This is a genomic window from Microvirga pudoricolor (genome assembly GCF_016892705.1).
GTDB classification, from domain to species: Bacteria; Pseudomonadota; Alphaproteobacteria; order Rhizobiales; family Beijerinckiaceae; genus Microvirga; species Microvirga pudoricolor.
Window position 1 is genome coordinate 652,694 of record NZ_JAFEMB010000001.1, and the last position, 26,334, is coordinate 679,027.

Annotated in this window: 23 protein-coding genes; 10 read left to right on the forward strand and 13 right to left on the reverse strand. The window is 67.2% G+C overall.

Going from position 1 to position 26,334, the window contains the following annotated elements; genetic code table 11:
• Positions 1 to 11: 11 nt before the first annotated feature.
• Genes pstB through pstS form a run of 4 tightly spaced genes read right to left on the reverse strand, consistent with a single transcriptional unit; the run spans position 12 to position 3,775 of the window.
• Complete coding sequence (pstB, locus tag ILT42_RS03095; RefSeq protein WP_204213847.1) at positions 12 to 827, reverse strand: phosphate ABC transporter ATP-binding protein PstB; 816 nt, start codon at positions 825 to 827, stop codon at positions 12 to 14.
• Complete coding sequence (gene pstA / locus ILT42_RS03100) at positions 824 to 1,714, reverse strand: phosphate ABC transporter permease PstA (protein WP_204213848.1); 891 nt, start codon at positions 1,712 to 1,714, stop codon at positions 824 to 826. The genes pstB and pstA overlap by 4 nt, the downstream gene beginning before the upstream one ends.
• A 10-nt stretch (positions 1,715 to 1,724) precedes the next feature.
• A complete protein-coding gene (gene pstC / locus ILT42_RS03105; protein ID WP_204213849.1) occupies positions 1,725 to 2,669 on the reverse strand; it encodes a phosphate ABC transporter permease subunit PstC in 945 nt (314 codons plus the stop codon).
• A gap of 56 nt (positions 2,670 to 2,725) precedes the next feature.
• A complete protein-coding gene (gene pstS / locus ILT42_RS03110; RefSeq protein ID WP_204213850.1) occupies positions 2,726 to 3,775 on the reverse strand; it encodes a phosphate ABC transporter substrate-binding protein PstS in 1,050 nt (349 codons plus the stop codon).
• A 270-nt stretch (positions 3,776 to 4,045) separates the two neighbouring features.
• Here pstS and ILT42_RS03115 point away from each other — a divergent pair, with 270 nt between their 5' ends.
• Positions 4,046 to 7,216, forward strand: a complete 3,171-nt coding sequence (locus tag ILT42_RS03115; protein WP_204213851.1) for a PAS domain-containing protein — start codon at positions 4,046 to 4,048, stop codon at positions 7,214 to 7,216.
• Here the strand turns inward: ILT42_RS03115 and ILT42_RS03120 are convergent.
• Both ILT42_RS03120 and ILT42_RS03125 read right to left on the reverse strand, forming a co-directional pair.
• Positions 7,213 to 8,520, reverse strand: coding sequence for an ATP-binding protein (locus ILT42_RS03120; protein ID WP_204213852.1), 1,308 nt, complete (start codon positions 8,518 to 8,520; stop codon positions 7,213 to 7,215). The genes ILT42_RS03115 and ILT42_RS03120 overlap by 4 nt on opposite strands.
• A gap of 69 nt (positions 8,521 to 8,589) precedes the next feature.
• Positions 8,590 to 9,624, reverse strand: coding sequence for a lysylphosphatidylglycerol synthase domain-containing protein (locus ILT42_RS03125; RefSeq protein WP_229428438.1), 1,035 nt, complete (start codon positions 9,622 to 9,624; stop codon positions 8,590 to 8,592).
• Between the two features lie 222 nt (positions 9,625 to 9,846).
• Between ILT42_RS03125 and ILT42_RS23170 the strand changes: the two genes are divergently transcribed.
• The 3 genes from ILT42_RS23170 to ILT42_RS03140 are packed head-to-tail and all read left to right on the forward strand — an operon-like array spanning position 9,847 to position 13,316.
• The gene (locus ILT42_RS23170) at positions 9,847 to 11,247 is read left to right on the forward strand and encodes a PAS domain-containing protein (RefSeq protein WP_204213854.1); all 1,401 of its coding nucleotides are present in this window, start codon (positions 9,847 to 9,849) and stop codon (positions 11,245 to 11,247) included.
• Positions 11,248 to 11,283: 36 nt separating this feature from the next.
• Positions 11,284 to 11,844 carry a bifunctional adenosylcobinamide kinase/adenosylcobinamide-phosphate guanylyltransferase gene (gene cobU, locus ILT42_RS03135; protein ID WP_204213855.1) on the forward strand — a complete coding sequence of 187 codons (561 nt, stop codon included), beginning with the start codon at positions 11,284 to 11,286 and terminating at the stop codon, positions 11,842 to 11,844.
• Positions 11,844 to 13,316: a cobyric acid synthase gene (locus ILT42_RS03140; RefSeq protein ID WP_204213856.1), complete on the forward strand. Its 1,473-nt coding sequence runs from the start codon at positions 11,844 to 11,846 to the stop codon at positions 13,314 to 13,316. The genes cobU and ILT42_RS03140 overlap by 1 nt, the downstream gene beginning before the upstream one ends.
• Here ILT42_RS03140 and ILT42_RS03145 read toward each other — a convergent pair.
• Together ILT42_RS03145 and cbiB are read right to left on the reverse strand one after the other, a co-directional pair.
• Positions 13,313 to 14,170 carry an ABC transporter substrate-binding protein gene (locus ILT42_RS03145; RefSeq protein WP_204213857.1) on the reverse strand — a complete coding sequence of 286 codons (858 nt, stop codon included), beginning with the start codon at positions 14,168 to 14,170 and terminating at the stop codon, positions 13,313 to 13,315. The two genes, ILT42_RS03140 and ILT42_RS03145, sit on opposite strands and share 4 nt — an antisense overlap.
• Positions 14,167 to 15,162, reverse strand: coding sequence for an adenosylcobinamide-phosphate synthase CbiB (gene cbiB, locus ILT42_RS03150; protein WP_229428440.1), 996 nt, complete (start codon positions 15,160 to 15,162; stop codon positions 14,167 to 14,169). The genes ILT42_RS03145 and cbiB overlap by 4 nt, the downstream gene beginning before the upstream one ends.
• A gap of 276 nt (positions 15,163 to 15,438) precedes the next feature.
• Here cbiB and ILT42_RS03155 point away from each other — a divergent pair, with 276 nt between their 5' ends.
• On the forward strand, positions 15,439 to 16,728 hold the full coding sequence (locus ILT42_RS03155; protein ID WP_204213859.1) for a transglycosylase SLT domain-containing protein: 1,290 nt from the start codon (positions 15,439 to 15,441) through the stop codon (positions 16,726 to 16,728).
• Positions 16,729 to 16,779: 51 nt separating this feature from the next.
• On the opposite strand, the gene ILT42_RS03160 is transcribed toward ILT42_RS03155, so the two are convergent.
• Entirely contained in the window at positions 16,780 to 18,054 is a 1,275-nt protein-coding gene (locus ILT42_RS03160) for an MFS transporter (RefSeq protein ID WP_204213860.1), read from the reverse strand.
• Between the two features lie 138 nt (positions 18,055 to 18,192).
• Positions 18,193 to 18,450 carry a hypothetical protein gene (locus ILT42_RS03165; RefSeq protein ID WP_204213861.1) on the reverse strand — a complete coding sequence of 86 codons (258 nt, stop codon included), beginning with the start codon at positions 18,448 to 18,450 and terminating at the stop codon, positions 18,193 to 18,195.
• A 201-nt stretch (positions 18,451 to 18,651) separates the two neighbouring features.
• Here ILT42_RS03165 and ggt point away from each other — a divergent pair, with 201 nt between their 5' ends.
• Together ggt and ILT42_RS03175 are read left to right on the forward strand one after the other, a co-directional pair.
• Positions 18,652 to 20,436: a gamma-glutamyltransferase gene (ggt, locus tag ILT42_RS03170; RefSeq protein WP_204213862.1), complete on the forward strand. Its 1,785-nt coding sequence runs from the start codon at positions 18,652 to 18,654 to the stop codon at positions 20,434 to 20,436.
• Positions 20,437 to 20,560: 124 nt separating this feature from the next.
• Positions 20,561 to 21,736: an O-succinylhomoserine sulfhydrylase gene (locus tag ILT42_RS03175; protein WP_204213863.1), complete on the forward strand. Its 1,176-nt coding sequence runs from the start codon at positions 20,561 to 20,563 to the stop codon at positions 21,734 to 21,736.
• 9 nt (positions 21,737 to 21,745) lie between these two features.
• On the opposite strand, the gene ILT42_RS03180 is transcribed toward ILT42_RS03175, so the two are convergent.
• On the reverse strand, positions 21,746 to 22,207 hold the full coding sequence (locus ILT42_RS03180) for an Lrp/AsnC family transcriptional regulator (RefSeq protein ID WP_204213864.1): 462 nt from the start codon (positions 22,205 to 22,207) through the stop codon (positions 21,746 to 21,748).
• Between the two features lie 166 nt (positions 22,208 to 22,373).
• Between ILT42_RS03180 and ILT42_RS03185 the strand changes: the two genes are divergently transcribed.
• The 3 genes from ILT42_RS03185 to ILT42_RS03195 are packed head-to-tail and all read left to right on the forward strand — an operon-like array spanning position 22,374 to position 24,916.
• A complete protein-coding gene (locus ILT42_RS03185; RefSeq protein WP_324617712.1) occupies positions 22,374 to 23,408 on the forward strand; it encodes an ABC transporter substrate-binding protein in 1,035 nt (344 codons plus the stop codon).
• Between the two features lie 9 nt (positions 23,409 to 23,417).
• Entirely contained in the window at positions 23,418 to 24,161 is a 744-nt protein-coding gene (locus tag ILT42_RS03190) for an ABC transporter permease (protein WP_204213866.1), read from the forward strand.
• Positions 24,149 to 24,916, forward strand: coding sequence for an ABC transporter ATP-binding protein (locus ILT42_RS03195; protein ID WP_204213867.1), 768 nt, complete (start codon positions 24,149 to 24,151; stop codon positions 24,914 to 24,916). Before ILT42_RS03190 ends, ILT42_RS03195 begins: the two co-directional genes overlap by 13 nt.
• 22 nt (positions 24,917 to 24,938) lie before the next feature.
• Here ILT42_RS03195 and ILT42_RS03200 read toward each other — a convergent pair whose 3' ends face one another.
• Both ILT42_RS03200 and ILT42_RS03205 read right to left on the reverse strand, forming a co-directional pair.
• The gene (locus tag ILT42_RS03200) at positions 24,939 to 25,790 is read right to left on the reverse strand and encodes a sulfurtransferase (protein ID WP_204213868.1); all 852 of its coding nucleotides are present in this window, start codon (positions 25,788 to 25,790) and stop codon (positions 24,939 to 24,941) included.
• Positions 25,787 to 26,230, reverse strand: coding sequence for an OsmC family protein (locus ILT42_RS03205; RefSeq protein WP_204213869.1), 444 nt, complete (start codon positions 26,228 to 26,230; stop codon positions 25,787 to 25,789). The genes ILT42_RS03200 and ILT42_RS03205 overlap by 4 nt, the downstream gene beginning before the upstream one ends.
• Positions 26,231 to 26,334 lie beyond the last annotated feature (104 nt).

Sequence of the window (26,334 nt, forward strand, 5' to 3'; positions counted from 1 at the left end):
CCGCCTTGATTTTAGCCGAACCGGCCCGTGATGTAGTCCTGCGTCTGCTTCTTCGACGGGTTCATGAACATCTTCGTCGTGACGTCGAACTCGACGAGCTCTCCCAGATACATGAAGGCCGTGAACTGGGAGATGCGCGCTGCTTGCTGCATGTTGTGCGTGACGATGACGATGGTGAACTCGGAGCGCAGCTGTTCGATCAACTCCTCGATCTTGCCGGTCGAGATCGGGTCGAGGGCCGAAGTCGGCTCGTCGAAGAGGATGACCTCCGGGCGCTGGGCGATGGTGCGGGCGATGCAGAGACGCTGCTGCTGGCCGCCCGAGAGGCCCATGCCGGATTGCTTGAGCTTGTCCTTCACCTCGTCCCAGAGCGCCGCCTTGCGCAAGGCTTCCTCCACGCGCACGTCGAGTTCGGCGCGCGGCAGCTTCTCGTAGAGGCGGATGCCGAAGGCCACGTTGTCGTAGATCGACATCGGGAAGGGCGTCGGCTTCTGGAACACCATGCCGACCCGGGCGCGCAGCTCGTTCACGTCGATGGAGGGAGACAGGACGTTCTTGCCGTCCAGGATGATCTCGCCCTCCGCGCGCTGCTCGGGATAGAGGCTGTAGATTCGGTTGAAGGTGCGCAGCAACGTGGACTTCCCGCAGCCGGACGGGCCGATGAGCGCCGTGACCTGGCGGTCGTGGAAGTTGAGGTTGATGTCCTTCAGGCCCTTGAAGTCGCCGTAGTAGAAATCGAGCTTGCGCACGGCGATGCGGATCGGAGCGGCCGCGTTGGCGGTCGACTTTCCGACGGCGGAGCTTGTGGAGACGGCGACAGGGCTCATCGGACGGAGTCCTTCTTGAACAGGAGGCGCGCCACGACGGAGAGCGCCAGGATCGACAGGGTGATGACGAGAGCGCCGGCCCAGGCGAGCTCACGCCAGTTCTGGTAGGGCGACAGCGCGAACTGGTAGATCATGACCGGCAGGTTCGAGACGCCGCCCATGAGGTCGGCCCGGAACCAGAAATTGTTGTTGAGCGCGGTGAACAGGAGGGGAGCGGTCTCGCCGGCGATGCGGGCAGTGGCGAGCAGCACGCCCGTCACCATCCCGGACCGGGCTGCCCGCCAGCTGATGCTGCGGATCACCACCGACATGGGCGCGCCCAGCGCAACGCCTGCCTCGCGAAGCGAGCCCGGCACGAGACGCAGCATGTCCTCCGTGGTGCGCACGATCACCGGCACGGCGATGATGGCCAGCGCCACCCCTCCGGCCCAGCCCGAATAGCCGCCCATAGGCTGCACCATCAGCGTGTAGACGAAGAGGCCGATGAGGATCGACGGGGCGGCCAGCAGGATGTCGTTCACGAAGCGGATGACGCTGGCGAGCTTGGAGCCCTTGCCGTATTCGGCCAGATACGTTCCCGCCATGATCCCGACCGGCGTCGCCACCACGATCCCGAGGAACGTCAGGATGAGGCTGCCCGTGATCGCGTTGATGATGCCGCCGCCCTGGGTCATGGGGCCGGGCGTCGTGTTGGCGAACACGGCGGGCGAGAGGGCCGTCAGGCCCTGGTAGAGCAGCATCAGCAGGATCCAGCCCAGCGCGATGGCGCCGATGCCCGTGAAGATCGTGCAGACGATCCGCAGCGTCTTGTCGGCGACGTAGCGACTGCGCCGCACGCGGCCCCAGGGGGCTGGAGCGGTGGAAGAGGCTTGAAGGGCGGTGTCCATGACGAACCTCTCAGTTCACTTTGACGCGGGCGATGAGCAGCCGCGCCAGGACGAGCACCAGGAAGGTCACGAGGAACAGGATGCAGCCGAGCGCCATGAGGGCATTGAGCTGCAGGCCGATGGCCTCGTTGAACTCGTTGGCGATGCGGGACGCGATGGTGGAGCCCGGATCGAAGAAGGAGGCCGACAGGCGGTTGGCGTTGCCCACCACGAAGGTCACCGCCATGGTCTCGCCGAGCGCGCGGCCGAGGCCCAGCATGATGGCGCCGATGATGCTGACGCCGGCCTGCGGCAGGAGCACGTGGCGCACGACCTCCCAGGTCGTGCAGCCGATGCCGTAGGCGCTCTCCCGCAGGATCGGCGGAACCTGATCGAGGATGTCCCGCGCCACCGAGGCGATGAACGGGATGATCATGATGGCCAGGATGATGCCCGCCGTCAGGATGCCGACGCCGGAGGGAACGCGGGCATACAGGATGGTGCCGAAGATCGGCAGACCTTCAACGATTTGCGAGACGGGGATCTGGACGAATTTGGCAAAGAGCGGCGCGAAGACGAAGAGGCCCCACATGCCGTAGATGATGCTCGGCACGGCCGCCAGGAGCTCGATGGTGGTGGCCACCGGCCGCTTGAGCCAGGGTGGGCAGAGCTGCGTGAGGAAGATAGCGATGCCGAGAGAGATCGGCACGCCGATCAGCAGAGCGATGAAGGCGGTGGTCAGGGTGCCCACGATGGCCACCCAGGCGCCGTACTGGTCGCGCTGGACATCCCAGACCGAGGAGGTGATGAACCCGAGGCCGAACTCCCGGAAGGCCGGCAATCCGCCCCAGATCATCGACCCGATGATGCCCGCGAGCACGATCAGCACCAGAAGGGCCGATCCGAAGCTCGCGAGGCGGAAGAGGGTGTCGGAACTGCTTTTGGGGGCTCGGCGAATGGAGGTATCCATGCTCATGACGAGTTGTTGTTGTGAGACGGCAACCATCCGCCGAGACCTTTCCTAGATCAAGCTTACGACGGGTTCTTCAGGAGAGGCTGGCCGGCCTTGTCCTTCAGCTCGTTCTGCCAGGTGGAGCGCACCATGGTCTTCACCTGAGCCGGGAGCGGCACGTAGTCCAGGTCGAGCGCGGCCTGATCACCCTTGTTGAAGGCCCAGTCGAAGAACTTCAGGGCCTCGGTCACCTGCTCCGGCTTGTCGGAGTTCTTGTAGACCAGGATGAAGGTCGGAGCCGTGATCGGCCAGGCTTCGTCGCCCGTCTGGTTGGTCAGCGAGATGCCGTAACCGGGAGCCGACTTCCAATCCGCGCCGGCCGCGGCGGCCTGGAACGTCTTGGCCTCCGGCGACACGAACTTGCCGGCCTTGTTCTGGAGCTGGGAGACCGGGATGTTGTTCTGCTTGGCGTAGGCGTATTCCACGTAGCCGATCGAGTTCGGAACCTGCTGCACGAGGGCGGCGACGCCCTCATTGCCCTTGCCGCCCTGACCGATGGGCCACTGGACCGACGCGCCCGCGCCCGGACCGCTCTTCCAGCTCTCGGAGACCTGGGACAGGTAGGTGGTGAACACGCTCGTGGTGCCAGAGCCGTCCGAACGGTAGACCGGGGTGATGGTCGCGTCCGTCAGCTTCACGCCGGGGTTCGCGCCGGCGATCTTGGCGTCGTTCCACTTGGTGATCCGGCCGTTGAAGATGTCGGCCAGAACCTCGCCCGTCAGCTTGAGCTGGCCGGTAGCGACGCCCTGGATGTTGTAGACCGGAACCACGCCGCCCATGACGACCGGGAACTGGACGAGACCGTCCTTCTGGAGCTCTTCGCCCTTCAGGGGCGCGTCGGTGGCGCCGAAATCGACCGTCTTGGCCCGGATCTGGCGGATACCGCCGCTCGAGCCGATCGACTGATAGTTCAGGCGGTTCTGGGTTTCCTTGTTGTAGGTCTCCGCCCAGCGGGCGTAGATCGGGAACGGGAAGGTCGCGCCGGCGCCGGTGATCTCGGCGGCCGACACGGCCAGCGAGCACGACACGGCGGCAAAGCCCGCTAATGCTGCAATGGATTTGAATTTCACGGATCGTCTCCCTGTTGACCTGTTGCGGCGGGCAGCGTCCCGTCTGGGGAAGTGGCTGCCGGGAAGGGGTGCCGCATGCCAAGGAGCGCTAAAGCCTTCCCGTGTCGGGTCTACGACAGGCTGATGACAGTTGGATGACACCCCCGGACGAGGTCCTGACGCCTTTGTCGGGAACCTTGACTTGGTCTGAGGGGTTCGCGCCCCAGATTGTTGATCGGTGACACCGGGTTGACCCTTTAGGCCCCGGAATGACGTGAAGGCGGTATCGGCGTGGCTCTTCCTGACAATAACCCCGGCGAGGAAGAGACTTCGTTCCCGGCCGGCGGCGGCGAGACGGGCAAGCTCATCCGGACCTTCGACTGGTCCGGCACGAGCCTCGGGCCGATCTCCGGGTGGCCCCAAAGCCTGAAGACCTCCGTCGACATCTGCCTTCGCTCTCCCGTGCCCATCGTCATGCTCTGGGGGCCGGAAGGCTACATGATCTACAACGACCCCTATTCGGGGTTCGCGGGACGACGCCACCCTTGGCTTCTGGGCTCCAAGGTGCTCGAGGGCTGGGCCGAGGTGGCGGATTTCAACGCCAATGTCATGCGGGTCTGCCTCGCGGGCGAGACTCTCACCTACCGGGACCAGCACCTGGTCCTCTACCGGAACGGCTATGCCGAAGACGTCTGGATGGACCTGCATTACAGCCCGATCCTGGACGAGTCCCAAAAGCCCGCCGGAGTCTTCGCCATCGTGGTGGAGACCTCCGAGCGGGTCCGGGCCCAGCTGGCTCTCGTCGAGCGGGGCGAACAGCTGCGCCTGGCCCAGGAGGCCGGCGGAATCGGCACCTTCGCGCTGGAGGTGGCCACCAACCTCATGACGGTCACCCCGGAATTCTGCCGTCTCTATGGCATCGACCTCGTCGAGACCGTGCGGGCCTCCGAGATCGAGCGCCTGATCGTGCCCGAGGACAAGCACCTCATCTCGAACGAGATCTCGCGGTCCGTCGGCACGGCGGACAGCTATGCCGAGTACCGGGTGCGCCAGCCCTCCACGGGTCGGATCCGCTGGATCGCCCGGCAGGCGGAGTTCGTGCGCGATCCGGCCGGCAAGCCGATCCGCCTCGTCGGCGCGTCCCAGGACATCACCGCCCGGAAGGAGGCCGAGAACGCCCTGCGGGTGAGCAAGGAGCGCCTGTCCCACGCCTTGAATGCCGCCGGCATGGTGGGCACCTGGGACTGGCACATTCCCACCGACACGTTTTACTCGGACGCGAAGTTCGCCGAAATGTACTCCGTCGACCCCGCCAAGGCGGAAAGCGGCGCGAGGCTTTCGGAGTATCTGGCCGGCGTCCACCCCGACGACATTCCCCGCATCACCGAGTCCATTGAGCATACGCTCCGGACCGGGGAGCCCTATTCACAGGAGTACCGCCTTCTCCACAAGGACGGCACGATCCGCTGGATCATCGCCCGCGGTGAGTGCCATTACGACGCGATGGGCCGGCCCGTCCGCTTCCCGGGCGCCGTGGTCGACGTCACCGACCGCAAGCAGGCGGAACTGGCTCTCGTGGAAAGCGAAGGGCGCTTCCGCAACATGGCCGACCACGCGCCGGCGCTCATCTGGGCCTGCGACGCGAACCGCAAGGTCGCCTTCGCGAACCGCCGGTACGAGACCGATTTCGGCGTGTCGCCGGAGCAGCTCGCCCGGGGCGGCTGGCACGAGATGGTCCATGGCGACGACGAGAGCGCCTTCGCGGCCTCTTTCCGGGAGGCCTTCGAGGCCCGCGCGATCTTCCGGGCGGAGGTTCGCGTCTGGGACCGGTACAAGCGGCTGCGGTGGCTGCGATGCGAGGGCGTGCCGCGTTTCGACGAGACGGGCGAATTCCTGGGCTATGTGGGCTGCAACGTCGACATCACCGAAGCCCGGCTCGCCCGGGACATGCTGGCCGCCGAGGTGGAGCAGCGCACGCGGGAGCTGGAATCCGTCTGGCGGGTCTCGCGCGATCTGTTCTGCGTGGTCGGACCCGACGGCACCTACCGTAGCGTCAATCCGGCCTGGACCGAGGTTCTCGGATACCGGCCCGAGGAGCTCGTGGGCATCCCCCACACGGCGCTCGTCCACCCCGACGACGCCGAGGCCGTCCTGGCGGCGTTCGAGCGGCTGCCGAGGGTGGGCACCATCGAGGTCGACCTGCGGATCAGGCTCAAGAGCGGCGAGTATCGCTGGTTCAACTGGACCGGCGTCGCGGATGAGGGTGTCTACTACGCGGCCGGCCGCGACATCGACCTGCGCAAGCAGCTCGAGGAGCAGCTTCGGCAGAGCCAGAAGATGGAGGCTGTGGGCCAGCTGACGGGCGGGATCGCGCACGACTTCAACAACCTGCTCACGGGCATCATCGGCTCGCTCGACCTGATGCAGACCCGCATGGCGCAAGGGCGCTACGACACCCTGGAACGCTACGCCAAGGCGGCGGTGTCCTCCGCCAACCGGGCGGCCGCGCTCACCCACCGCCTGCTCGCCTTCGCCCGCCGCCAGCCCCTCGACCCCAAGCCCGTCAACGTCAACCAGCTCGTCACCTCCATGGAAGACCTCCTGCGGCGATCCCTGGGAGAGACGATCACACTCGAGCTGGTGACCTCGGGTGGGCTGTGGCTGACCCTGTGCGACCCCAACCAGCTCGAGAATGCCCTTCTCAACCTGGTCATCAACGGCCGCGACGCCATGCCGGAGGGCGGCAAGCTCATCATCGAGACAGCGAACGCCCATCTGGACAACGTCTACGCGGCGGCCCAGCGGGACGTGACGCCCGGCCAGTACGTATGCCTGTGCGTGTCCGACACGGGAGCCGGCATGTCCGCCGATGTGATTGCCCGCGCGTTCGATCCGTTCTTCACCACGAAGCCCATCGGCCAGGGCACGGGCCTTGGCCTGTCCATGGTCTACGGTTTCGCCAAGCAGTCGGAAGGCCATGCCCGCATCTACTCGGAGCTGGGAGAAGGCACGACGATCCGGCTCTACCTGCCGCGCTATCGCGGCAAGGTCGAGGGCGAAGCGGCCCCCGCCCCCGAGCCGATGCCCCGCGCCGAGGACGGTGAGGTGGTGCTCGTCGTGGAGGACGAGCCCGTCGTGCGCGGCCTCGTCGTCGATATCCTGAAGGATCTCGGCTATCGGGCCATCGAGGCGAGCGACGGCCCGTCGGGCCTGCGGGCCCTCGAGTCGGATCTGCGTGTCGACCTGCTGGTCACCGATGTGGGCCTGCCCGGACTGAACGGGCGGGAGTTGGCCGACAAGGCGCGGGAGAAGCGGCCGAGCCTGAAGGTCCTGTTCATCACGGGTTACGCGGAGAACGCCGCCATCGCGTCGGGCTTCCTGGCACCGGGCATGGAGATGATCACGAAACCCTTCGCCATCGACGTCCTCGCCAAGCGCATCCGCGACATGATCGAGCGTTAGGTCTCCGGTGCCGGCGCTTCCGGCAGCACGACCCTGAACGCCGCGCCATGACCGAGCTCGCTCTCGATCGCGAGCTGTCCGCGGTGGCGGTTGAGGATGTGCTTGACGATGGCCAGCCCCAACCCCGTCCCGCCCTTCTGGCGGCTCTGGGCCGCGTCGGCCCGGTAGAAGCGCTCCGTCAGGCGCGGCAGGTGCTCCGGCGCGATGCCGGGGCCGTGGTCGCGAACCTCCAGGACGACTTGGCCCCCTCTCCCGTCCGGAGCGTCGACGCGGGAAAGCGAGACATCGACACGCTTGCCGGTGTCGCCGTATTTGACGGCATTCTCGATCAGGTTCTCCACCACGCGCAGCAGCTCGTCCCGGTCGCCAAGTACCTGGAAGGGCCCGGCCCCGAGATCGGCCGCGATCGTCACGCCGTTCTCGGCGGCCAGAGGCTTCAGGGTCTCGATCATCGGCACGACGACGGTCTTGAGGTCGATGGTCGAGGCCGGGGGGAGGTGCAACCGCATCTCGATGCGGGACAGGGACAGGAGATCGTCGATCAGCCGGGTCATCCGGCGCGCCTGCCCGCGCATGACCTCCAGGAACCGCTCGCGGGCCTTCGGATCGTCCTTCGCCGGGCCCTGGAGCGTCTCGATGAAACCCAGCAGGGAGGCCAGGGGCGTGCGCAGCTCATGGCTCGCATTGGCCACGAAGTCGACGCGCATATGCTCGAGCCTGCGGGCCGAGGTCAGGTCCCGGAAGAACAGCACGACCCCCGAGCGGAGTTCCAGGAGCTCGACGCCCGGCCCGAGCGGGCTGACATGGACCTCGAAGGCGCGCTCCGTGGGCACCCGCTCGGTGTATTCGATCCGCATCGGCGTCTGGCTGGCCTGCACCCTGTCGATGGCGTCGAGGACGTCGGGCGCTCGCAGCGCGAACGAGAGGGGTTGGGCGAGTTTCAGCCCCGGCAGCAGGGCGCGGGCGGCCGCGTTGGCTTCCACCACGAGGGAGCGGCCGTCCACCAGGATGACCGGGTCGGGAATCTGGGACAGGAGGCTTTCGGCCAGCCCAGCCCGGCGTGACGGGCTCTCCAGGCGGGCGGTGGTCTCCCGCTGCCGGGCCGAGACGACGGCCTCGGCGACCAGCGCCGCCCCGGCCGCGAGAAGGACCGCCGGCACCAGCCATGCGTCGCCCTGCCCGCGAAGGCCCATGAATGTGACGATGACCACGCTTGCGATCAGCACGCCGCGCAGGGCGGCGGCGCGCGCCCTGCGGCGGGCCGCTCGGCCGTTCGGGTGTGAAGGCTCGGCGGGGATCGGCATGGTCGATGGGCAATCCGGTGGCGTCCCCTTCCTAGACGGAACGGGCGGGGGTGTCATCGCTACCTTCCGTCAGTCGGATGACGGCTCGATGTCGTCCGGCTCCAGGGATTGTCGCGTCGCGCCGATGCGGTTGAGGATCTCGTAGGCGCCCAGGAACGCGAGAGCCAGCACGAAGGGAATGAGGTAATAGCACAGCCGGTAGAGCAGCAGCGCCCCCAGGATCGGCTCGCGCGGGTAGCTGGACAGAGCCAGCAGGATCGTGGCCTCGAACACGCCCAGCCCGCCCGGAGCGTGGCTCGCCACCCCGAGCATCACGGCGAAGATATAGATCGCCAGGAAGGTTTCGAAACTGAGGTTGTGGGTGCCCGGCAGCAGGACGAAGAGGACGCCCGCGCCCGCGCACACGTCGGCCGCTCCGATCAGGAGCTGGGCGGCCGAAAGGCGGAAGCCCGGCAGTTCCAGGCGCCAGCCCTGGATTCTCACGGAGCGGCGCTTCAGGGAGACCCAGGCCAGGTACCCGACCACCAGGAGCACCGCGATGAGGCCGATGAGCTGGTTGAGCTTGATGCTGGTGTAATAGACGAGGCTCGCGACCTCGTCCGCCCGGCTGATCATGCTCCAGCCCAGCACCAGGGCCATGCCGAGCCAGAAGGTCACGCCCGCGATCACCGTGAGGCTGGCGACGCGTCCAGGCTTGATCCCCCGCGACGAGTAGATCCAGTACCGGACCGTGCCGGCGGTGAGCAGGGGGAAACCCAGGGTGAAGCTCACCGCATAGCTCGTGAACGACGCCAGGGCCGTGGTTCGGTAGGGCACCTCCAGCTTGAGCTGCCTCAGCGCCAGGGCATCGTAGCAGGTGAGCAGGCTGTAGCTGATCGCCGTCAGCAGGATGGCGAGGCCGATCTGGCGCAGGCTCGCGGCCGTGAAGGCGGATTTCAGTTCGGCCGAGTCGACGTCCGACACGATATGCCAGAGCACCACCAGGGAAATGCCGAACAGGAGGAGGCTGGCCGCCGTCCCGATCCAGGCGAACCGTCCGTGGCGCCGGGATTTGTGGGGTTCTTCGGACGGCGTTGCATCCTGGAAGGCCGAGTTGGAACGCATGTGGTTCATGGAAATCGCAAGATGATCGGCTTCGGAATGAAAAGGCTTTTCGGGATCGGACTGCCCCGCATCTAAGTGCTCCGGCCGTCGGTTGCCAGGGCCAGGGCGCTGCTTATCGCCTTCCGGCACCGAGAACCACTCTTTGATTGAGGCAAGTCACAGGTTAAGGTCGTCCAACGCCAGGCTTGACGGCACGAGGCCTGGACGACAAGGCGTCAGCCCGTGCCAAGTGGGGCCTCCGTGGACTTCAAGGAAACCGAGATCCAGTTCGCGCTGCTGGCCGATGGCCTGCCCCAGCTCGTCTGGACCGCAGATCCGGAAGGGCGGCACGACTATTTCAACCGCCGATGGTACGAATTCACCGGCCTGTCCCCGGAGCAGAGCCTGGGCCGGGAATGGACCCAGGCTTTCCATCCGGAGGATCGCGAAGAGGCCCAGAGGCTCTTCGCCGAGGCTTTGGCGGCGGGTGCCCCTTACGAAAACGAGTACCGGATCAAGGGTGCGGACGGCGCGTATGCCTGGTTCCTGGGACGGGCCCTGCCGGTCCGGAACGGGAGCGGCCGGGTCGTGCGGTGGATCGGCACCTGCACGGATATCAGCGGCCAGAAGCGGGCGGAGGATGCCCTTCGCCGTCTCGACGATCAGCACCGGCTCGCCCTGGAGGCGGCTGGCCTCGGCACCTGGGACTACGATGTCGAGACCGGCATGGTGAGCTGGGACGAGAGGGCCTGCACGCTTTTCGGCATGGCCCCGGACGGCCTCAGAAGCGTCCCTTTCGAGAAATCCTTCACCTCGGTTCATCCCGAAGACCAGGAATCGCTGCGGGCCTATATCGCGTCGGTTCTGTCCCCCGAGACCGGCGATTGCTACACGGCCGAGTACCGGATCACCCTGCCCGGCGGGGGCATCCGCTGGATCCGGTCGAGCGGGCGGGTCCAGCGCGCCGAGAGCGGGGAGCGCCGGGCCCTGCGCCTGTCGGGGGTGTGCAGCGACGTCACCGAGCGCCGGGCCACCAAGGAGGCCCACCAGCTCCTGACGAGCGAGCTGAACCACCGGGTGAAGAACCTTTTCGCCATCGCCAGCGGTCTCGTCTCCATGACGGCGCGCACCGCCAGGGACCCCAAGGAGATGGCCGCCGCGCTGAGGGGCCGCCTTGGAGCCCTCTCGCGGGCACACGAGCTCGTACGCCCGGCACCGGTTGCGGCGGGCGGCTCGCAGGGCTGGCTGGCCGGCCTCGTGGAAGCCATCGTGGCGCCGTACCGGCAGGAGGGCGAGCATCGCATCGTCCTGGAAGGCGCCGATGTCCGCCTCGGCCCCAACGCTCTGACAAGCCTCGCCCTCGTCCTGCACGAACTGACCACCAACGCGGCGAAGTACGGCTCCCTGTCGGAGCAGAACGGCGCGCTTGCGGTCACATGGGCCCTCGATGGCGAGCAGGTACGCATCACCTGGGCGGAAACCGGCGGGCCGCCGATACCGGAGCAGCCCTCCTTCGAGGGTTTCGGCAGCATGCTGTCCGGACGCACGGTCTCGGGCCAGCTCGGCGGGTCCCTGGAGCGGGACTGGAACCCGGACGGGCTCGTGATCCGGATGGAGATGCCGCTCGAGCGGCTGTCCCTGTAGCCCGCCCGACGTTGCCAACGCAAAGATCCTGCCATCATGCCGTCCCCGCCCCCCGCCCCACCCCGGCGCCTGCTCGTCCTCGGCGGCGCGCGCTCGGGCAAGAGCCGCTTCGCCCAGGACGCCGCCGAGGCCAATGAAGGCGAAAAGGTCTATATCGCCACGGCCCAGGCCTTCGATGACGAGATGCGCGACCGGATCGCGCGGCACCGGGCCGACCGGGATGCCCGCTGGCGCACCCGCGAGGCGCCCCTGGACCTCGCCGAGGCGATCGCACAGGAGACGGGACCGGGACGCGTCGTTCTGGTGGATTGCCTGACCCTGTGGCTGTCGAACACCCTCCTGGCCGACCGGGATCCGGGCGAAGCCGGCGGGGGCCTGCGGAGGGCCGTGAGGGCCGCCCGGGGGCCGCTGATCCTGGTCTCGAACGAGGTCGGGCACGGCCTCGTGCCGGACACGCCCCTGGGACGGGCGTTCCGGGACGCTCAAGGCCGGCTGAACCAGGACCTCGCGCAGGTTTGCGACCGGGTGGTGTTCGTGGCGGCCGGCTGCCCGGTCCTGCTCAAGCCCTCTCCTGCCCTCGACATGGCTCTGGCCTGATGCCCCGGACGGCGGCCGTCATGATCCAGGGCACGGGGTCGAACGTGGGCAAGTCGCTTCTGGTGGCGGGCCTGTGCCGCCTTTTCGCGGATCGCGGCCTGAAGGTGAGGCCGTTCAAGCCACAGAACATGTCCAACAACGCCGCCGCCGTGGAAGGCGGCGAGATCGGCCGGGCCCAAGCCCTCCAGGCCCGCGCCGCGCGGGTGGATGCCAGCGTTCACATGAACCCGGTTCTCCTGAAGCCCGAAAGCGACCGGCGCTCGCAGGTCATCGTCCAGGGCAAGCGCCATGGGCAGCTCGACGCGCGCGCCTATCGCGAACGCGCCTCCCTGATGCCCTATGTGCTCGACAGCTTCGCCCGGCTCGGGCAAGGAGCCGACCTGATCGTGGTCGAGGGCGCGGGCAGCCCCGCGGAGACCAATCTGCGGGGCGGCGACATCGCCAATATGGGGTTCGCCACCGCGGCGGGCGTTCCCGTGGTCCTGGCGGGCGACATCGACCGGGGCGGCGTGATCGCGAGCCTGGTCGGAACCCATGCGGTCCTGTCGCCCGGGGACCGGGCGATGGTGTGGGGCTTCCTGGTCAATAAGTTTCGGGGTGACCCGGCGCTGTTCCGCGAGGGCCTCGACACCATCACGGGCCTGACGGGCTGGCCGTCGCTCGGAATCGCTCCCTGGTTCGGCGACGCGCATCGGCTTCCGGCCGAGGACGCCCTGGACATCGCCTCGAAGGCCAACGACGGCGCGGCCTTGAAGGTGGCGGTTCCGATCCTGCCCCGGATCGCCAATTTCGACGACCTCGACCCCCTGAAGCTCGATCCGGCCATCGCGCTCGCCATGGTGCCGGGCGGCACGGCCCTGCCCGGGGATGCCGATCTCATCATCCTGCCGGGCTCGAAATCCACGATGGCGGACCTCGCCTTCCTGAAGGCGCAGGGCTGGGACATCGACATCAAAGCCCATGTCCGGCGCGGCGGGAGGGTGCTGGGGCTGTGCGGCGGCTACCAGATGCTGGGGCGCCGGATCGCCGATCCCGACGGCATCGAAGGTCCGGCCGGAGCCATGGAGGGACTGGGTTTGCTCGCCGTGGAGACGGTCCTGTCGCGGGACAAGACCGTGCGGCCCGTCTCGGCCCGGCATGGCGCGAGCGGCCTGCCCGTGGCGGCTTACGAGATCCATCTCGGGCGAACCGACGGCGAGGATACACGGCGCGCTCCGTTCGTCCGGGACGGCCAGCCCGAGGGCGCGGCATCCCCCGACGGTCGGATCGTCGGCACCTATCTCCATGGCCTGTTCTCGTCCGACGCGTTCCGGGCGGCCTTTCTGAATGAAGTGAAGCCCACGGCTTCTTTCCGGTCGCTGCGCTATGAGGATGCGGTCGACCGAACGCTCGACGATCTGGCGGCGCATCTCGGCCGGCATCTCGATATCGAGGGCCTCCTGCGGATCGCTCGGGGCGGTCCAGAGGCCTAGCGGACTTTCGCCCTCGCCTCCCGGGCCAGGGCCTCCAGCGCCTCGGGGATCGACGGCCCGCCGCAGATCGTCAGGTTGCCGGGGATCGCGAGGCGGCGTTCGGGAGGAACGGCCTCGGCCAGGGCGGGGTGAACCAGCAGGGCCGAGCCGTTGTCCATCGCCCGCCCGGACGCCTCGTCCACGAGCATGTAATCCGGCGGTGTCCGGACGACCGTCTCCAGGCGCGTGACCCCGCCCCGTGGCAATCCGAGGGCGTCCTGATGCAGCCTGAACCCCATGTGTCGCAGCAGCTCGCCGGTGAGCGAATCCGCGGCCGGCACGTAGCCGCGCCGGTAATAGATCAGAATGGAGGGCGCGCCGGGCACGATGTCCTTCGTGCGCGCCAGCGCCGCGTCTATGGAGGAGATCAGGGCCTCGCCCCGGCTGGGATGGCCGAGGCGGGCCGCCAGGGCCCGGATCTGACCTCGGCCATGCTCGATGCTGCGCCAGGGCTCAAGAGCCAAGACCTCCAGACCCTGGCGGCGCAGGAGAGCCGTGCGGGCCCCCTGGCCGAAGCTGCCCGCGAGCACGAGGTCGGCTCCGCTGAACAGGATCGTCTCGCCTTTGCCGCCGTTCACGTCCAGGCCCGCGACGCGGCGCGCCAGAAAGGACAGGGACGGATCGGTGGAGAGCGGGCTCAGGGACGCGATCGCATCCCGGTCGGCCAGGGCCAGGAGCAGCTGGTCGGCGCAGAGGTTGAGGGACACGATGCGACGGGGACGATCCTGCGCCGTCGCCGGCCCGGCGGCCAGCGCGCCGGCCAGGACCATAGCGAGAGCGGCAACGATTGCCGGGACCGGAAACCGGCGTCTCATGGGCTCCCTCGGGTAAGCGCCCAGACGACCAGCAGGAGAGCGGCGACGAGGGCCGCCTGGAGGAGGCAGGCCGTCCGGTACAGCCGCAGCGCCCGCCGAATGTCTCCAGGTCCCGCATCGGGGCGCCCGTCGCCCATCCAGTGATCGTGAACCGGGACGCCGGCATAGGTGCGCGGTCCCGCGAGCCTCAGGCCGAGGGCCCCCGCCACGGCGGATTCGGGCCAGCCCGCGTTGGGAGAACGGTGATGGCGGGCGTCCCGCCGCACGGCCCGGAGGGCGTCACCGGCCCGGCACCCCGGCAGGAGCAGAGCGGCCGCCACGATGAGAAGAGCGGAGAGGCGGGAGGCCGGCAGGTTCACGACGTCGTCGAGACGCGCCGCCGACCAGCCATAGGCTTCGTGGCGGGGGGTCCGGTGGCCGATCATGCTGTCGGCCGTGTTGACGGCCTTGTAGAAGACCCCGCCGGGCAGCCCCCCCAGCGCCGTGAAGAGGACCGGCGCCACGATGCCGTCCGAAAAGTTTTCCGCCAGGCTCTCGATAGCGGCCCGGGATACAGCGCCCTCGTCCAGGGATTGCGGGTCGCGCCCCACGATCTGCGAGACCGCAGCCCGACCGTCCGCCAAGCTCCTGTCGAGACCGGCGGCCACCGCCGCCACGTGCTCGTGCAGGCTCCGCTGGGCGATCAGGCTGCCGGCCGCGAGACCCAGGGGCACGATCGCCCAGGCGCCGAGCCATCCGACGAGCGCGGCCTGACCCAGAAGAGCCGTTCCGACCGCCGCCATCAGGACGATGGCCAGGGCCACCACGCCGCGCCGTCGCCGGGCCGCCGCCTCCCGCTCAGGTCGATTCAGGGCGGTGTCGAGCCGCCCGATCAGGCCGCCGATCCATGTGACCGGATGCCCGATCCATCCGAACAGCCGCTTCGGATAGCCGAACGCGGCCTCCGCCGCGATGGCGAGGAGCGTGACCGACAAGCTGGCGACGAAGGTCATCATGGGCAGGGCTAAGAGTACGGATCCGCTTCGGTTTCGGTCTTCCATGACGCAGGACGCGCCCGCCGCAAAGCCTGAAATGCCCCGGATTCCGGAAGCTTGGCCTGTTTACGTCAACGGGCGGCGGGTGGTCGCACCCCGATACCTTTTCGGCCCGTCACGGCCAAGCTGACCCATTCTGGTCATATCCGGAGGCAACACCGCCCCTGGATCTTGAACAAAACGACCGCCACCCGCCCAGAGCGGAAGCGCGGCTCCAACTGGGGGCTTTCCCGTATGACTGTCGATTCGACGGCGTCTCTCGACGCGTGCCTATCGCCTGCCGAATCCAGCCAAACCGACGATATCGTCTGGCTCCAGCCCCAGGGCTCTCGCGAGCCGGCCCCGAAGAAGGTCTGCTTCCGCCGCCTGACCAAGACCCTCGGGATCGGCGCGTGCCTGACCGTCGCCAGCGCCACGACGGCCACCGCCCCGGCCGCGACTCCGCAGGCCGAGCCGATCGTGGTGGCGCCGGTCAAGCCTCCGGAGCCCCGGATCGCGCTCCCCATCCCGGCCGGGATCGATCTCAGCGACGTGATCACCCCGCGCCAGCAAATCCGTGTTAACGCCGCCGTCGCGCCCGCCCCCATCCTGGTGGCGGAGGCCCAGGACGACGCGATCCGGACCGCAAGCCTGCCGGCCCCCGCCGCTGGGCTCCAGGCAGCGCCCGTCGCTCCGGCTCCCGATCCGATTCCCGATCCTCTTGCGGCCTTCGAGCCCGAAGCCCCCGTGGAGATCGAGGACCTTCAGGCCCAGATCATCCTGTCCGGGCGCGAGATGTCGCCCGATGGGCGCTCGGAGATTTCGGTGGAAGCCGAGCGCGCCGCGTTCGAGTCGATCAACTGGATCCAGTTCGACGGTCGGCGGGTGCCGCGCTGGATCGTGGACACGATCCTGCGCGCTTCCACGGCCACAGGCGTCGATCCGGTCTATATGATGGCGCTGGCCGACAAGGAATCGAGCTTCGTCGTGGACGTGAAGGCCGGGACCTCCTCGGCTGTCGGCCTGTTTCAGTTCCTGTCCAGCACCTGGCTCGACATCGTCCACGAATTCGGCGCCCAGCACGGCCTGACCACGGAAGCCGACGCCATCAAGATCGACGCCGCCGGGGGCTACACGGTCGAGGACGAGACCATGCGCGATCATATCCTCGGCCTGCGCAAGAACCCTTACCTGTCCGCCCTCATGGCGGCCGAGATGATGAAGCGCGACCGCGCCATCATCGAGAGCCGCGTCGGCCGCAAGATCAGCCGCTCCGAGTTCTACTTCGCCCACTTTTTCGGTGTGAACAGCGCCAGCAAGTTCATCCAGCTCGTGGACGGCAAGCCCAAGCAGAGCGCGCCGAACACCTTCCCGGCCGCCGCGAAGGCCAACCGGTCCCTGTTCTTCGTGAAAGCCGGCAAGAAGACCCGCCAGCTTTCCGTAGCGGAAGTCTACGAGAAGATCGACGGCATGATCGACAAGCGCCTCGGCCGATACGAGGACGTCACGTCAGTGGTCGTCGTGGACGCGGACGTGCAGCTCTAGCGCCCTCACCCGTCTAGCGCCCAACCTGCGGGCGCCCATCGGAAGGATACCCTAGGCGCTGACGCCTTCCTTCGCCTCCTTGGGGGCTTCGCCCGGATCGCTCGGCTTGTCCGCCCGCGGGCTCATGGAAGACGTCGCGGGGCTGACAGGGGCGATATCCACGAAGCCGCCCTTCGTGGCCGGCCTGGTCTGGATGACCATGCGGGCGACGATGAAGGCGGTCAGCGCCAGCATCACCAGCGCCGTGTACATGAAAAGCCCGCCCGGCCCGAGCCGCTCCATGGCGGCGGCCGCGATGAGCGGGCCGATCGTCACCCCGGCCGCCCAGGCGAACAGAAGGCTGCTGATGGTGGAGATGATCTGGTCCGGCTCCACGAGGTCGCAGGCATGGGCCACGCAGACCGAATAGATGCAAAGAGCCAGCCCGCCCCAAAGGGCGAAGCTCACGATGATGACGGACGGAGCCGCGAAGCTGCTGGTCCAGAGGATCAGAAGCGACAGCAGGCCCGCGCCTCCCGCGAGGCCAGCGATGACGAGGCGGCGGTCGAAGCGGTCGGACGCCCAGCCCAAGGGCCATTGCAGCAGGAGGCTCCCGGCCTGGAGCGCGAAGAGGAGTGCCGCCGCCTGATCCAGGTTGAGGCCGATGCTCGTGCCGAACACCGGCGTGATCGCCATGACCGGCCCATTGACGAGGCCGATCACGAACGTGGCCACGATGGCCGACGGCGCAACGGCGAAGAGGCCCCGGATGCGGATGTTCACGCTGCGGGGCGCGGGCGGCTCCTCGGTGCTGGTGGCCGCAATCGGCAGGAGCGACAGGCAGAAGATCGCTCCCACGAGCATGAACAGCCCGTCCCCGCGAACGTCCCCCAAGGCTACCCCGAGCGGAGCCAGCATCAGCGTGACCTTGGTGCAGATCGTATAGAACGACAGCACCCTGCCCCGGTGGCTGGACGTCGCCCGTGCGCTGATCCAGCTGTCCGTGCCCGTGAAGACGCAGGCGAGGATGATGCCCGTCAAGGCGCGCAGCGCCACCCAGGCCCAGGTCGCGTGTGCCTGGGACATCGCGAGCACAACCACCGCCGCCAGGGCGGCGAGGCTCGCGAAGGCGCGGATGTAGCCCACATGGCGGATGAAGATCGGGGCGATCACGCAGCCGGTGGAAAAGCCCAAGCCATAGGCCGCTGCCACGAGGCCGATGGCCGAGATCGACAGGCCCTCGGCCTGCATGCGCAGCGGCAGCAGCGCCTGGAGCAAACCATTGGCGAGTTGCAGCGCCGTCGTCGCCGCCGTCACGGCCCAGATGAGAGAAAAAGCAGAGCTCACGGCCAAACAGGGGACAGAGGACGGGAGGGTAATTCGACCTGCCAGGAGGCGCGAACGGCATGCCACGATCGAGCCCCAGCCGCAATCGTCAAGATGGCGGCGATGATCCTCGCGTCATGCGGTGGAACACGTCGAAGCTCAGCTCCGGTTCAGATTCGCGCGCAGGCGGGCACCTTCGCCGCTCCGAAAATTCGAATACAGGTAGTAGCCGTTGAAGCGCACACCCGCGGCCGCGGCCTTGTCGTCGAAACCCAGCGGGAGACCGCGCGTGTTGTCGACCCTGCCCTCGAACACCCAGAACGGCTCGCTGACGAAATGGGGGACGGTGCGATCCTCGGGAACGGCGCAGACAAGGCCGTCGGTCTCGTTGCTGCGAAACAGGTTGTAGGAACGCATCGTCATCCTCCTCCGATAGCCTCTCGCAGTCGAATCACATCCTGACGCAACACCTTGGCGGATTTGTGTTTTCCTATAACACATCCATAACGTCCCGATGACAACCCCCGGGTTGCCATAGGTGGTGGCGGCATTCGTGCGATTTGATAGGCTTGGTTCAGATCCGACAGCCCTGCCGGACCAGAGACAAGGGAACGCACGATGAGCGCTCGGGATCGTTCGACCATTCAAAAATTTCTTGCCCCGCGTGGTTTTGCCCCGGCGGGGCTCGCCCTCGCGGCCCTCACGCTGCAGGCAGGCCCTGGCCTCGCTCAGGTCATGCTGGCGCCCGCGCCCGAAGCGCAGACGGGACGAACGGCGAAAGGACCGGGGATGGCCGCACGGGACATGGTGGCGGCCGCCAACCCCCTCGCGGCGCAGGCGGGTCGCGAGATCCTCGCGGCCGGGGGGAGCGCGGCGGACGCCGCCATCGCGGTCCAGCTCGTCCTGAACCTCGTGGAGCCTCAAAGCTCCGGCATCGGCGGCGGCGCCTTCATGCTGTTCTGGGACGGCCAGAATCTCACCACCTTGGACGGGCGGGAGACGGCGCCCGCCGCCGCGACGCCGGAGCGCTTTCTCGGCCCGGACGGCAAGCCCATGAAATTCTACGACGCCGTGGTGGGCGGCCGATCCGTCGGAGTCCCTGGGACGCTGAAGCTCCTGGAGATGGCCCACCAGCGCTGGGGCAAGCTACCGTGGCAACAGGTGATCGAACCCGCGATCCGCCTGGCGGACGACGGTTTCACGATCTCGCCGCGCCTCAATGGTCTTCTGACGCAGGAAAAGTTCCTGCAGAACGACCCGCTCGCCCGCGCCCAGTACTACGACCAGGACGGCAAGCCGAAGGCGGTGGGCACCGTGCTCAAGAGCCCGGACTTCGCCAGGACCTTGCGCGCCATCGCCGACAAGGGTTCGAGCGCCTTCTATGAGGGCGCGGTCGCGGAAGACATCGTGTCCACCGTGACGGGCTACACCGCCAATCCGGGCGACATGACCCTGCAGGATCTCGCGTCGTACAGGGTGCAGGAGCGGGATCCGGTCTGCGGCGCCTATCGGACCTACAAGGTTTGCGGCATGGGACCTCCGAGTTCGGGCCAGATCGCCGTCCAGCAAATCCTCGGCATTCTGGAAACGCAGGACATGGCAGCCCTGAAGCCGGGGCCCGACGCCGCCCATTGGATGGCGGAAGCCGGCCGCCTCGCCTTCGCGGACCGGGCCCTCTTCGTCGCCGATCCGGCCTTCGTGTCGGTGCCGGTGCGGGGCTTGGTCGACCGGGACTACCTGAAGGGCCGGGCCGCCCTCGTGAAGCCCGACGCCTCCATGGGCAAGGCCAAGGCGGGCGATCCGCCGTTCCAGAAGACCTTCCTGTGGGCGCCGTCCGACGGGATCGAGAAGGGCACGAGCCACATCTCCATCGTGGACCGCAACGGCAACGCGGTCTCCATGACGACCACCATCGAGGATGGCTTCGGATCCCGCCTGATGACCAAGGGCGGCTTCCTGCTCAACAACGAGCTGACCGACTTCAGCTTCACGCCCGTGGAGGACGGCAAGCCCGTGGCGAACCGGGTCGAGCCCGGCAAGCGCCCGCGTAGCTCCATGGCGCCCACCATGGTGTTCGATGAAGCGGGCGGTCTCTACGCGGTGGTCGGATCGCCGGGCGGCAGCCTCATCATCAACTACGTGGCCAAGACCCTCGTGGGCATCCTCGACTGGAAGCTCGATCCCCAGGTGGCCGCCGACCTGCCCAATATGGGCAGCCGCAACGGTCCGACGGAACTCGAGGCCGGTACGGAAGCGGAGGGCTGGAAGGCCGCTCTCGAGGCCAAGGGCCACGAGGTCAAGCTCATCGAGCAGAATTCCGGGATCCACGCCATCGTCAGGACGCCCACCGGCTTCGTCGGAGGCGCCGACAGCCGCCGCGAGGGGGTCGCCATCGGCAATTGAGATTCGTGATCGTGTCGGTCAGAAGCGGCCGGTTGGAAAAACCGGCCGTCCCCCTGCAAAAAACGGGTTGTCCTTTCTTCAAAACTATTGTTCTTTTTACCGGACGATACGAGAACAATATTCTATGGCCGACCACCACCTCGAGACCCGCCTCGTTCATGACGGCATCCTGCGCTCCCCCTTCGGCGAAACCTCCGAGGCCCTCTTCCTGACCCAGGGCTTCGTCTACGACACCGCCGAGAACGCCGAGGCGCGCTTCCGCAACGAGGAGCCGGGCTTTAGCTATACGCGCTATTCCAACCCCACGATCGCGATGTTCGAGGACCGGATGGCGTCCTTCGAAGGCGCCGAGGCGGCGCGCGCCACCGCCACCGGCATGGCGGCGGTCACGGCCGCCATGGTGAGCCAGGTGAAGGCAGGCGACCATGTGGTGGCGGCCCGCGCGCTCTTCGGCTCCTGCCGCTGGGTGGTGGAGGACTTTTTGCCGAGCTTCGGGGTCGGTTGCACGCTGGTGGATGGCACCAAGCTCGATGAATGGCGCGCGGCCGTCCGGCCCGAGACCAAGGCTTTCCTGCTGGAGACGCCGTCCAACCCCAGCCTCGAGATCATCGACATCGCGGCGGTGGCCGAAATCGCCCACGCGGCGGGCGCGACGCTCACCGTCGACAACGTGTTCGCCACGCCCCTCTTCCAAAAGCCCATCGCGCTGGGAGCCGATTGCGTGGTCTATTCGGCCACCAAGCACATCGACGGCCAGGGCCGGTGTCTCGGCGGCATCATCCTGTCCTCGACCGAGTTCATCGAGACCAAGGTCCAGCCGTTCCTGCGGATGACGGGCCCGTCGATCTCGCCCTTCAACGCCTGGATCATGCTCAAGAGCCTCGAGACACTTCCTCTGAGGGTCGAGCGCCAGACGCGGACGGCGGGCCATCTGGCGGATGCCTTGGCGGACCATCCGAAATTGGCCTACCTCACCTACCCGGGCCGCAAGGATCACCCCCAGGCCGACATCATCGCCCGGCAAATGACGGGCGGCTCAACCCTGATCGCCCTCGTGGTGAAGGGCGGCAAGGCCGAGGCCTTCCGTTTCATGAACGCCCTGGAGCTGATCCGCATCTCGAACAATCTCGGCGACGCCAAGAGCCTCGTGACCCATCCGGCCACCACCACGCACCAGCGCTTCGCCCCCGAGTTGCGCGCCGAGATGGGTATCCCGGATGGCCTTGTCCGCCTTTCCGTCGGGCTGGAACACCAGGCCGACCTCCTGGCCGACCTGGAACAGGCACTCGGGGCCGTGTGACGGTCGATCTTACGCGCTCTCCGCAATCGCATAGGCGGTTGTCGACTTGATCCGCTGCATGGCGAAGCGGGACGTGACGTTCTTCAGCGGGATCGTGCCGATCAGCCGTTTGTAGAACCCGTCATAGGCGGCCATGTCGGCCACGACGACCCGCAGCATGTAATCCACGTCCCCCGCCATGCGGTAGAATTCCATCACCTCAGGCATCGCGGCGACGAATTCGGCGAAGCGTTCCAGCCACTCGCCCGAATGGTCCGAGGTCTCCACGGAGACGAAGACGGTGAGGCCGAGACCGATCTTCTCGGGCGTCACGAGTGCGACCCGCTTCGAGATCACCCCTTGGGCTTCGAGACGCTGAATCCGTTTCCAGCATGGGGTTTGCGAGAGCCCGACCCGGTCCGCGAGTTCGGCGATCGAGATGTTGGCATCGTCCTGCAGGGCTCGGAGGATCTTTCTGTCGATAGAATCCATTTGCGTCAGAACCTTCCGTGGGAGATTTTCTTATTCGCCATTCTCAATTAAATGCGAATATTTTTCTTTATCGAAGCCAAGCCTTGCCAATAGGTAGAAAATTATTTCCTTATGGTGTCAAGAGCGTCTGTTTCTCGCTTGGCCAGCGCTGCTGTTTTTGGAGATGATACGAATGAAGCGTCGCAGCTTTTTGAATGTGGCGGGCCTACTGGCCGTAGCCCTCGCCGCCGGTACACCCACCTATGCCCAGAAGGCGTCCATTCCGGCGCGGGTCGGCGTGATCCCGGTCATCGGAACGGCGCCGCTCTTCGTTGCCCAGAACGAGGGATGGCTGAAGGATGGGGGCTTGGAGCTGTCCGTCACGACCTTCGAGTCGGGCCCGAACATGATCCAGGCGCTGGCCTCCGGCACCATCGACATCTATGTGGCGGGCGTCGCGCCGCTCGCGGTGGCGCGATCCAAGGGAATCGACGTGCGGGTCGTGGCGGCGACCGCGACCGCCGAGAACGTTTTCGTCGCCTCGCCGAAACTCGCCCAGTATTTTACCCCCGGGACATCCCATGCGGCGGCCTTCAAGGCCTACCGCGCCGCGGAGGGTAAGCCCGCCCGGCTCGCGACGCAGCCGGCGGGCTCGGTTCCCAACACGACCCTGCAATACTGGCTTTGGGAGCAGGCCAAGGCGGACAAGGCCGACGTGGAGATCGTGCCCATGGGGATCGATGCCACCCAGCAGGCCGTCCTGGCGGGCGCCGTCGAAGGCGCGACGATCCGCGAGCCCGCCGTGACCATCGTGACCGGGCGCAACCCCGGCATCAAGCTCGTGGCTCTTGGCGACGAGATGTTCCCGGGCCAACCCGGCACCGTGGTGGCCGTCTCAGGCGCCTTCCTGGAGAAGAATCCAGCCGCCGTGCAGGCATTGGTCACCGGCCTTGTGAAGTCCGCCGACCTTCTTGCAAAAACCCCCGACAAGGCGGTTCCGCCCATCGAGGCCGCCCTCGGGAAGGGCATCGTGGACTCGGCCACGATCCGCCAGGCACTCGCCTCGCCTGCCACGAAGTTTCTCATCGACCCGCGCGCCATCGTGGAGCCCGCCCGCGCCATGCAGGCCTATCAGGTCAAGCTCGGCTCCTTGGACAAGGAGCTGCCCTTCGAAGGCCTCTTCGATACGCGCTTCTTTGAACAGGCCAGCAAAACCAACTAAGCCTGATTGATGCGCTCCCTGCTTCTCTCGCTCATCGGCCTCCTCGTCTTCTTGGGATTGTGGGAGGCCGTTCCACGCCTGGGACTCGTCAACCCGGCCATGCTGCCGGGCCCGAGCGCCATCCCGCGCGCGTTCCTCAAGGAGGTTGCGAGCGGCGCATGGACGAGCGCCGTTGCCAGCTCCCTCAGCCACTACGTGACGGGCCTCAGCGTCGGAGCGGGCCTAGGCGTCGCGCTTGGGATCGTTACGGGCATGTATCGGGATGCCGAGAGCTTCACGGCCTGGATCGTGCGCGTGTTGCGGCCGATCCCCGGCCTCGCCTGGGTGCCGTTCGCCATTATCTGGTTCGGCGTCAGCACGTCGGCTGCCGTGTTCATCATCGCCATCGGCGTCTTCTGGATCGTCTACTTCGCAGCACACGGGGCGGTGCGCGCTGTCGACAGGGATCTTGTGGAAGTCGCCGATGCCTTCGGCTTTCATTCGGGACTGCAGCGCTTGCAGAAAATTTTGCTCCCCGCTGCAACGCCGGGCATTCTAGTGGGCTTGCGTACCGCATTGGGCCAAGCCTGGATGGCTGTGGTGGCTGCCGAGATCTTCGGGGTCTCCGGCCTCGGGCAGCGCATGATGCAGGCCTCCAGCCTGCTCGCCACCGACGTGGTGGTGGTCTACATGCTGACCATGGCGGCGCTCTACGGTCTGCTCGATACCGCGTTCGTGGCGCTCCAAGGGTGGCTTCTTCGATGGAAAGCGTGATCGAGATCCGGGACCTCTCGCTCGCTTTCGAGAGGAACGGGGACGTGACGACGGTCCTGGACCGCCTGTCCCTCGACGTCAGGCGCGGCGAGTTCCTGGCCATCGTCGGGCCGTCGGGCGTCGGGAAATCCACGCTGCTGCGCGTGCTGACGGGGTTGGCGAAGCCCAGCTCAGGGACCGCGCGGATCATCGCCAAGAACCCGGATCGCCGCCCTGTGGCCTTCGTTTTTCAGGATTCGCGCCTGCTGCCCTGGCGTCGCGTGATGTCGAACGCAGCCTTCGGGCTCGAGCATCGCCATACCCCTCGCGCCGAGCGCCACGCCAAGGCCAAGGCCGCGCTCGACTTCGTCGGGCTGGGCCATCTGGCGCAGCGTTGGCCGCATGAGTTGTCCGGAGGCCAGCGCCAGCGCGTCTCGCTGGCCCGAGCTCTCGCGGTCGAGCCGGAGGTGTTGTTGATGGACGAACCTTTCTCAGCGCTCGACGCCATCACCCGCGAGAGCTTGCAGGACGAACTCGTGCGGATTTGGCAGGCCACGGGCAAGACGATCCTCTTCGTCACTCACGACATCGACGAAGCCGCTTACCTGGCGGACCGCGTCATCGTGCTGTCGGGCTCGCCCGGGCGGATCGTGGCCGAACACCGCATCGAGAGCCGGCGTCCGCGGCACCGTCAGGACGTATCCCTGTCGCAGACCGCCAAAGCCCTCCGGCAGGGCCTCGTGTCGGACATCGTGACGGATGGCGGCATGATCTGACGGACCGGCCGCACGACCACGCTCACGTGAGAGCGTTCGGGCCGGCCGGCCCGGTCTCCACGGGCCTCTTGGGATCCTGCGTCCATTGCGACATGGACCCGTCGAACAGGCGCACGTGGGGGCGGCCCAGGACTTCGGAGAGCACGAACCAGTTCAAGGCGGCCGTATGCCCGGTATTGCAATAGCTGATGACGGGTCCGTCGCCCAGGGCTGCGAAGCGCTCGGCCAACTTTTCGATAGAGAGAAGACGCGCTGTCGTGCGATCGACGTTGTGCGCATAATCGTAGGATAAGGCGCCGGGGATGTGGCCTGCGGCCTTCACGCTGCCGGCGCGGTCGCGACCCTCGTAATGGGCCCGCGCGCGCGCGTCGACGAAGACCACACCCTGCTCCAGGGCGCGCATTGTGGCCTCGAGATCGCTGCGCAGGCTCTCGTCATAGCCGACCGGGTAGCGGATTGCCGGCCGTGGCTCGGACGGTCCGGTCTCGACTGGCCGCGATGCGTCCTCGGACCAGGCGCGAAAGCCGCCGTCTAATACGGAAACGCCGCGATGCCGGGCGATCTTCAAGGTCCAGTAGACCCGCGCCGCCGCCGCCAGGTCCGAGGCCCCCTCGCCCGCCGTCACGAGGACGACATGATGCTCGGGCCTCATCCCCAGGCGACCGAACAGCGCCGACAGATGCTCGGGCCCTGGGAGCATTCCCTGCCCGCCCGCGGCCTGGATGCGCCAGCCTTCGCTCTCGTAACCGCTGTTCACGGCACCTGGAACATGCCCGGCTTCGAAGGCTGACGGCGTTCGCAGATCGAGCACGAAGGTCATGGGATCGCTTAAACGCGCCCTCAAACTTTCCGCCTGGATCAACGGCTCGGTCATGCGCCGGCGTTCTCCAGCGCTTCGCCTTCCTGCACGACGCTCCACTCGTGGGTGATCGTGGCCGTGGCCCCGAGCATGATCGAGGCGGAGCAGTATTTCTCCTTCGACAGTTCGATCGCGCGCTCCACCTTGGCGGGTGCGAGGTCGCGGCCCGTCACCCGGTATTTGAGATGGATCGACGTGAAGACCTTTGGATCCGTGGCCGCTCTCTCGCTCGTCACGTCGATTTCGCAATCCGTCACCTGCTCGCGCCCCCGTCGCAGGATTTGTACAACGTCGAAAGCGGTGCAGCCGCCGAGGCCGATGAGCAGCATCTCCATCGGACGGATCCCGATGTTGCGCCCTCCATATTCCGGCGCCCCGTCCATCACGACGGAGTGACCGCTGCCCGACTCGCCCAGAAATGCCATGCCGTCGATAAACTTGATGCGCGCCTTCATGATGATCCTTTCGGTGTCGAGCGGAGCTTAGTGGATGGCAGCAGCCTCGACCATGGCCTTCGTTCTCCCAGGAACCCTGTGGCCCGATCCGTCGTTCAGCCCCA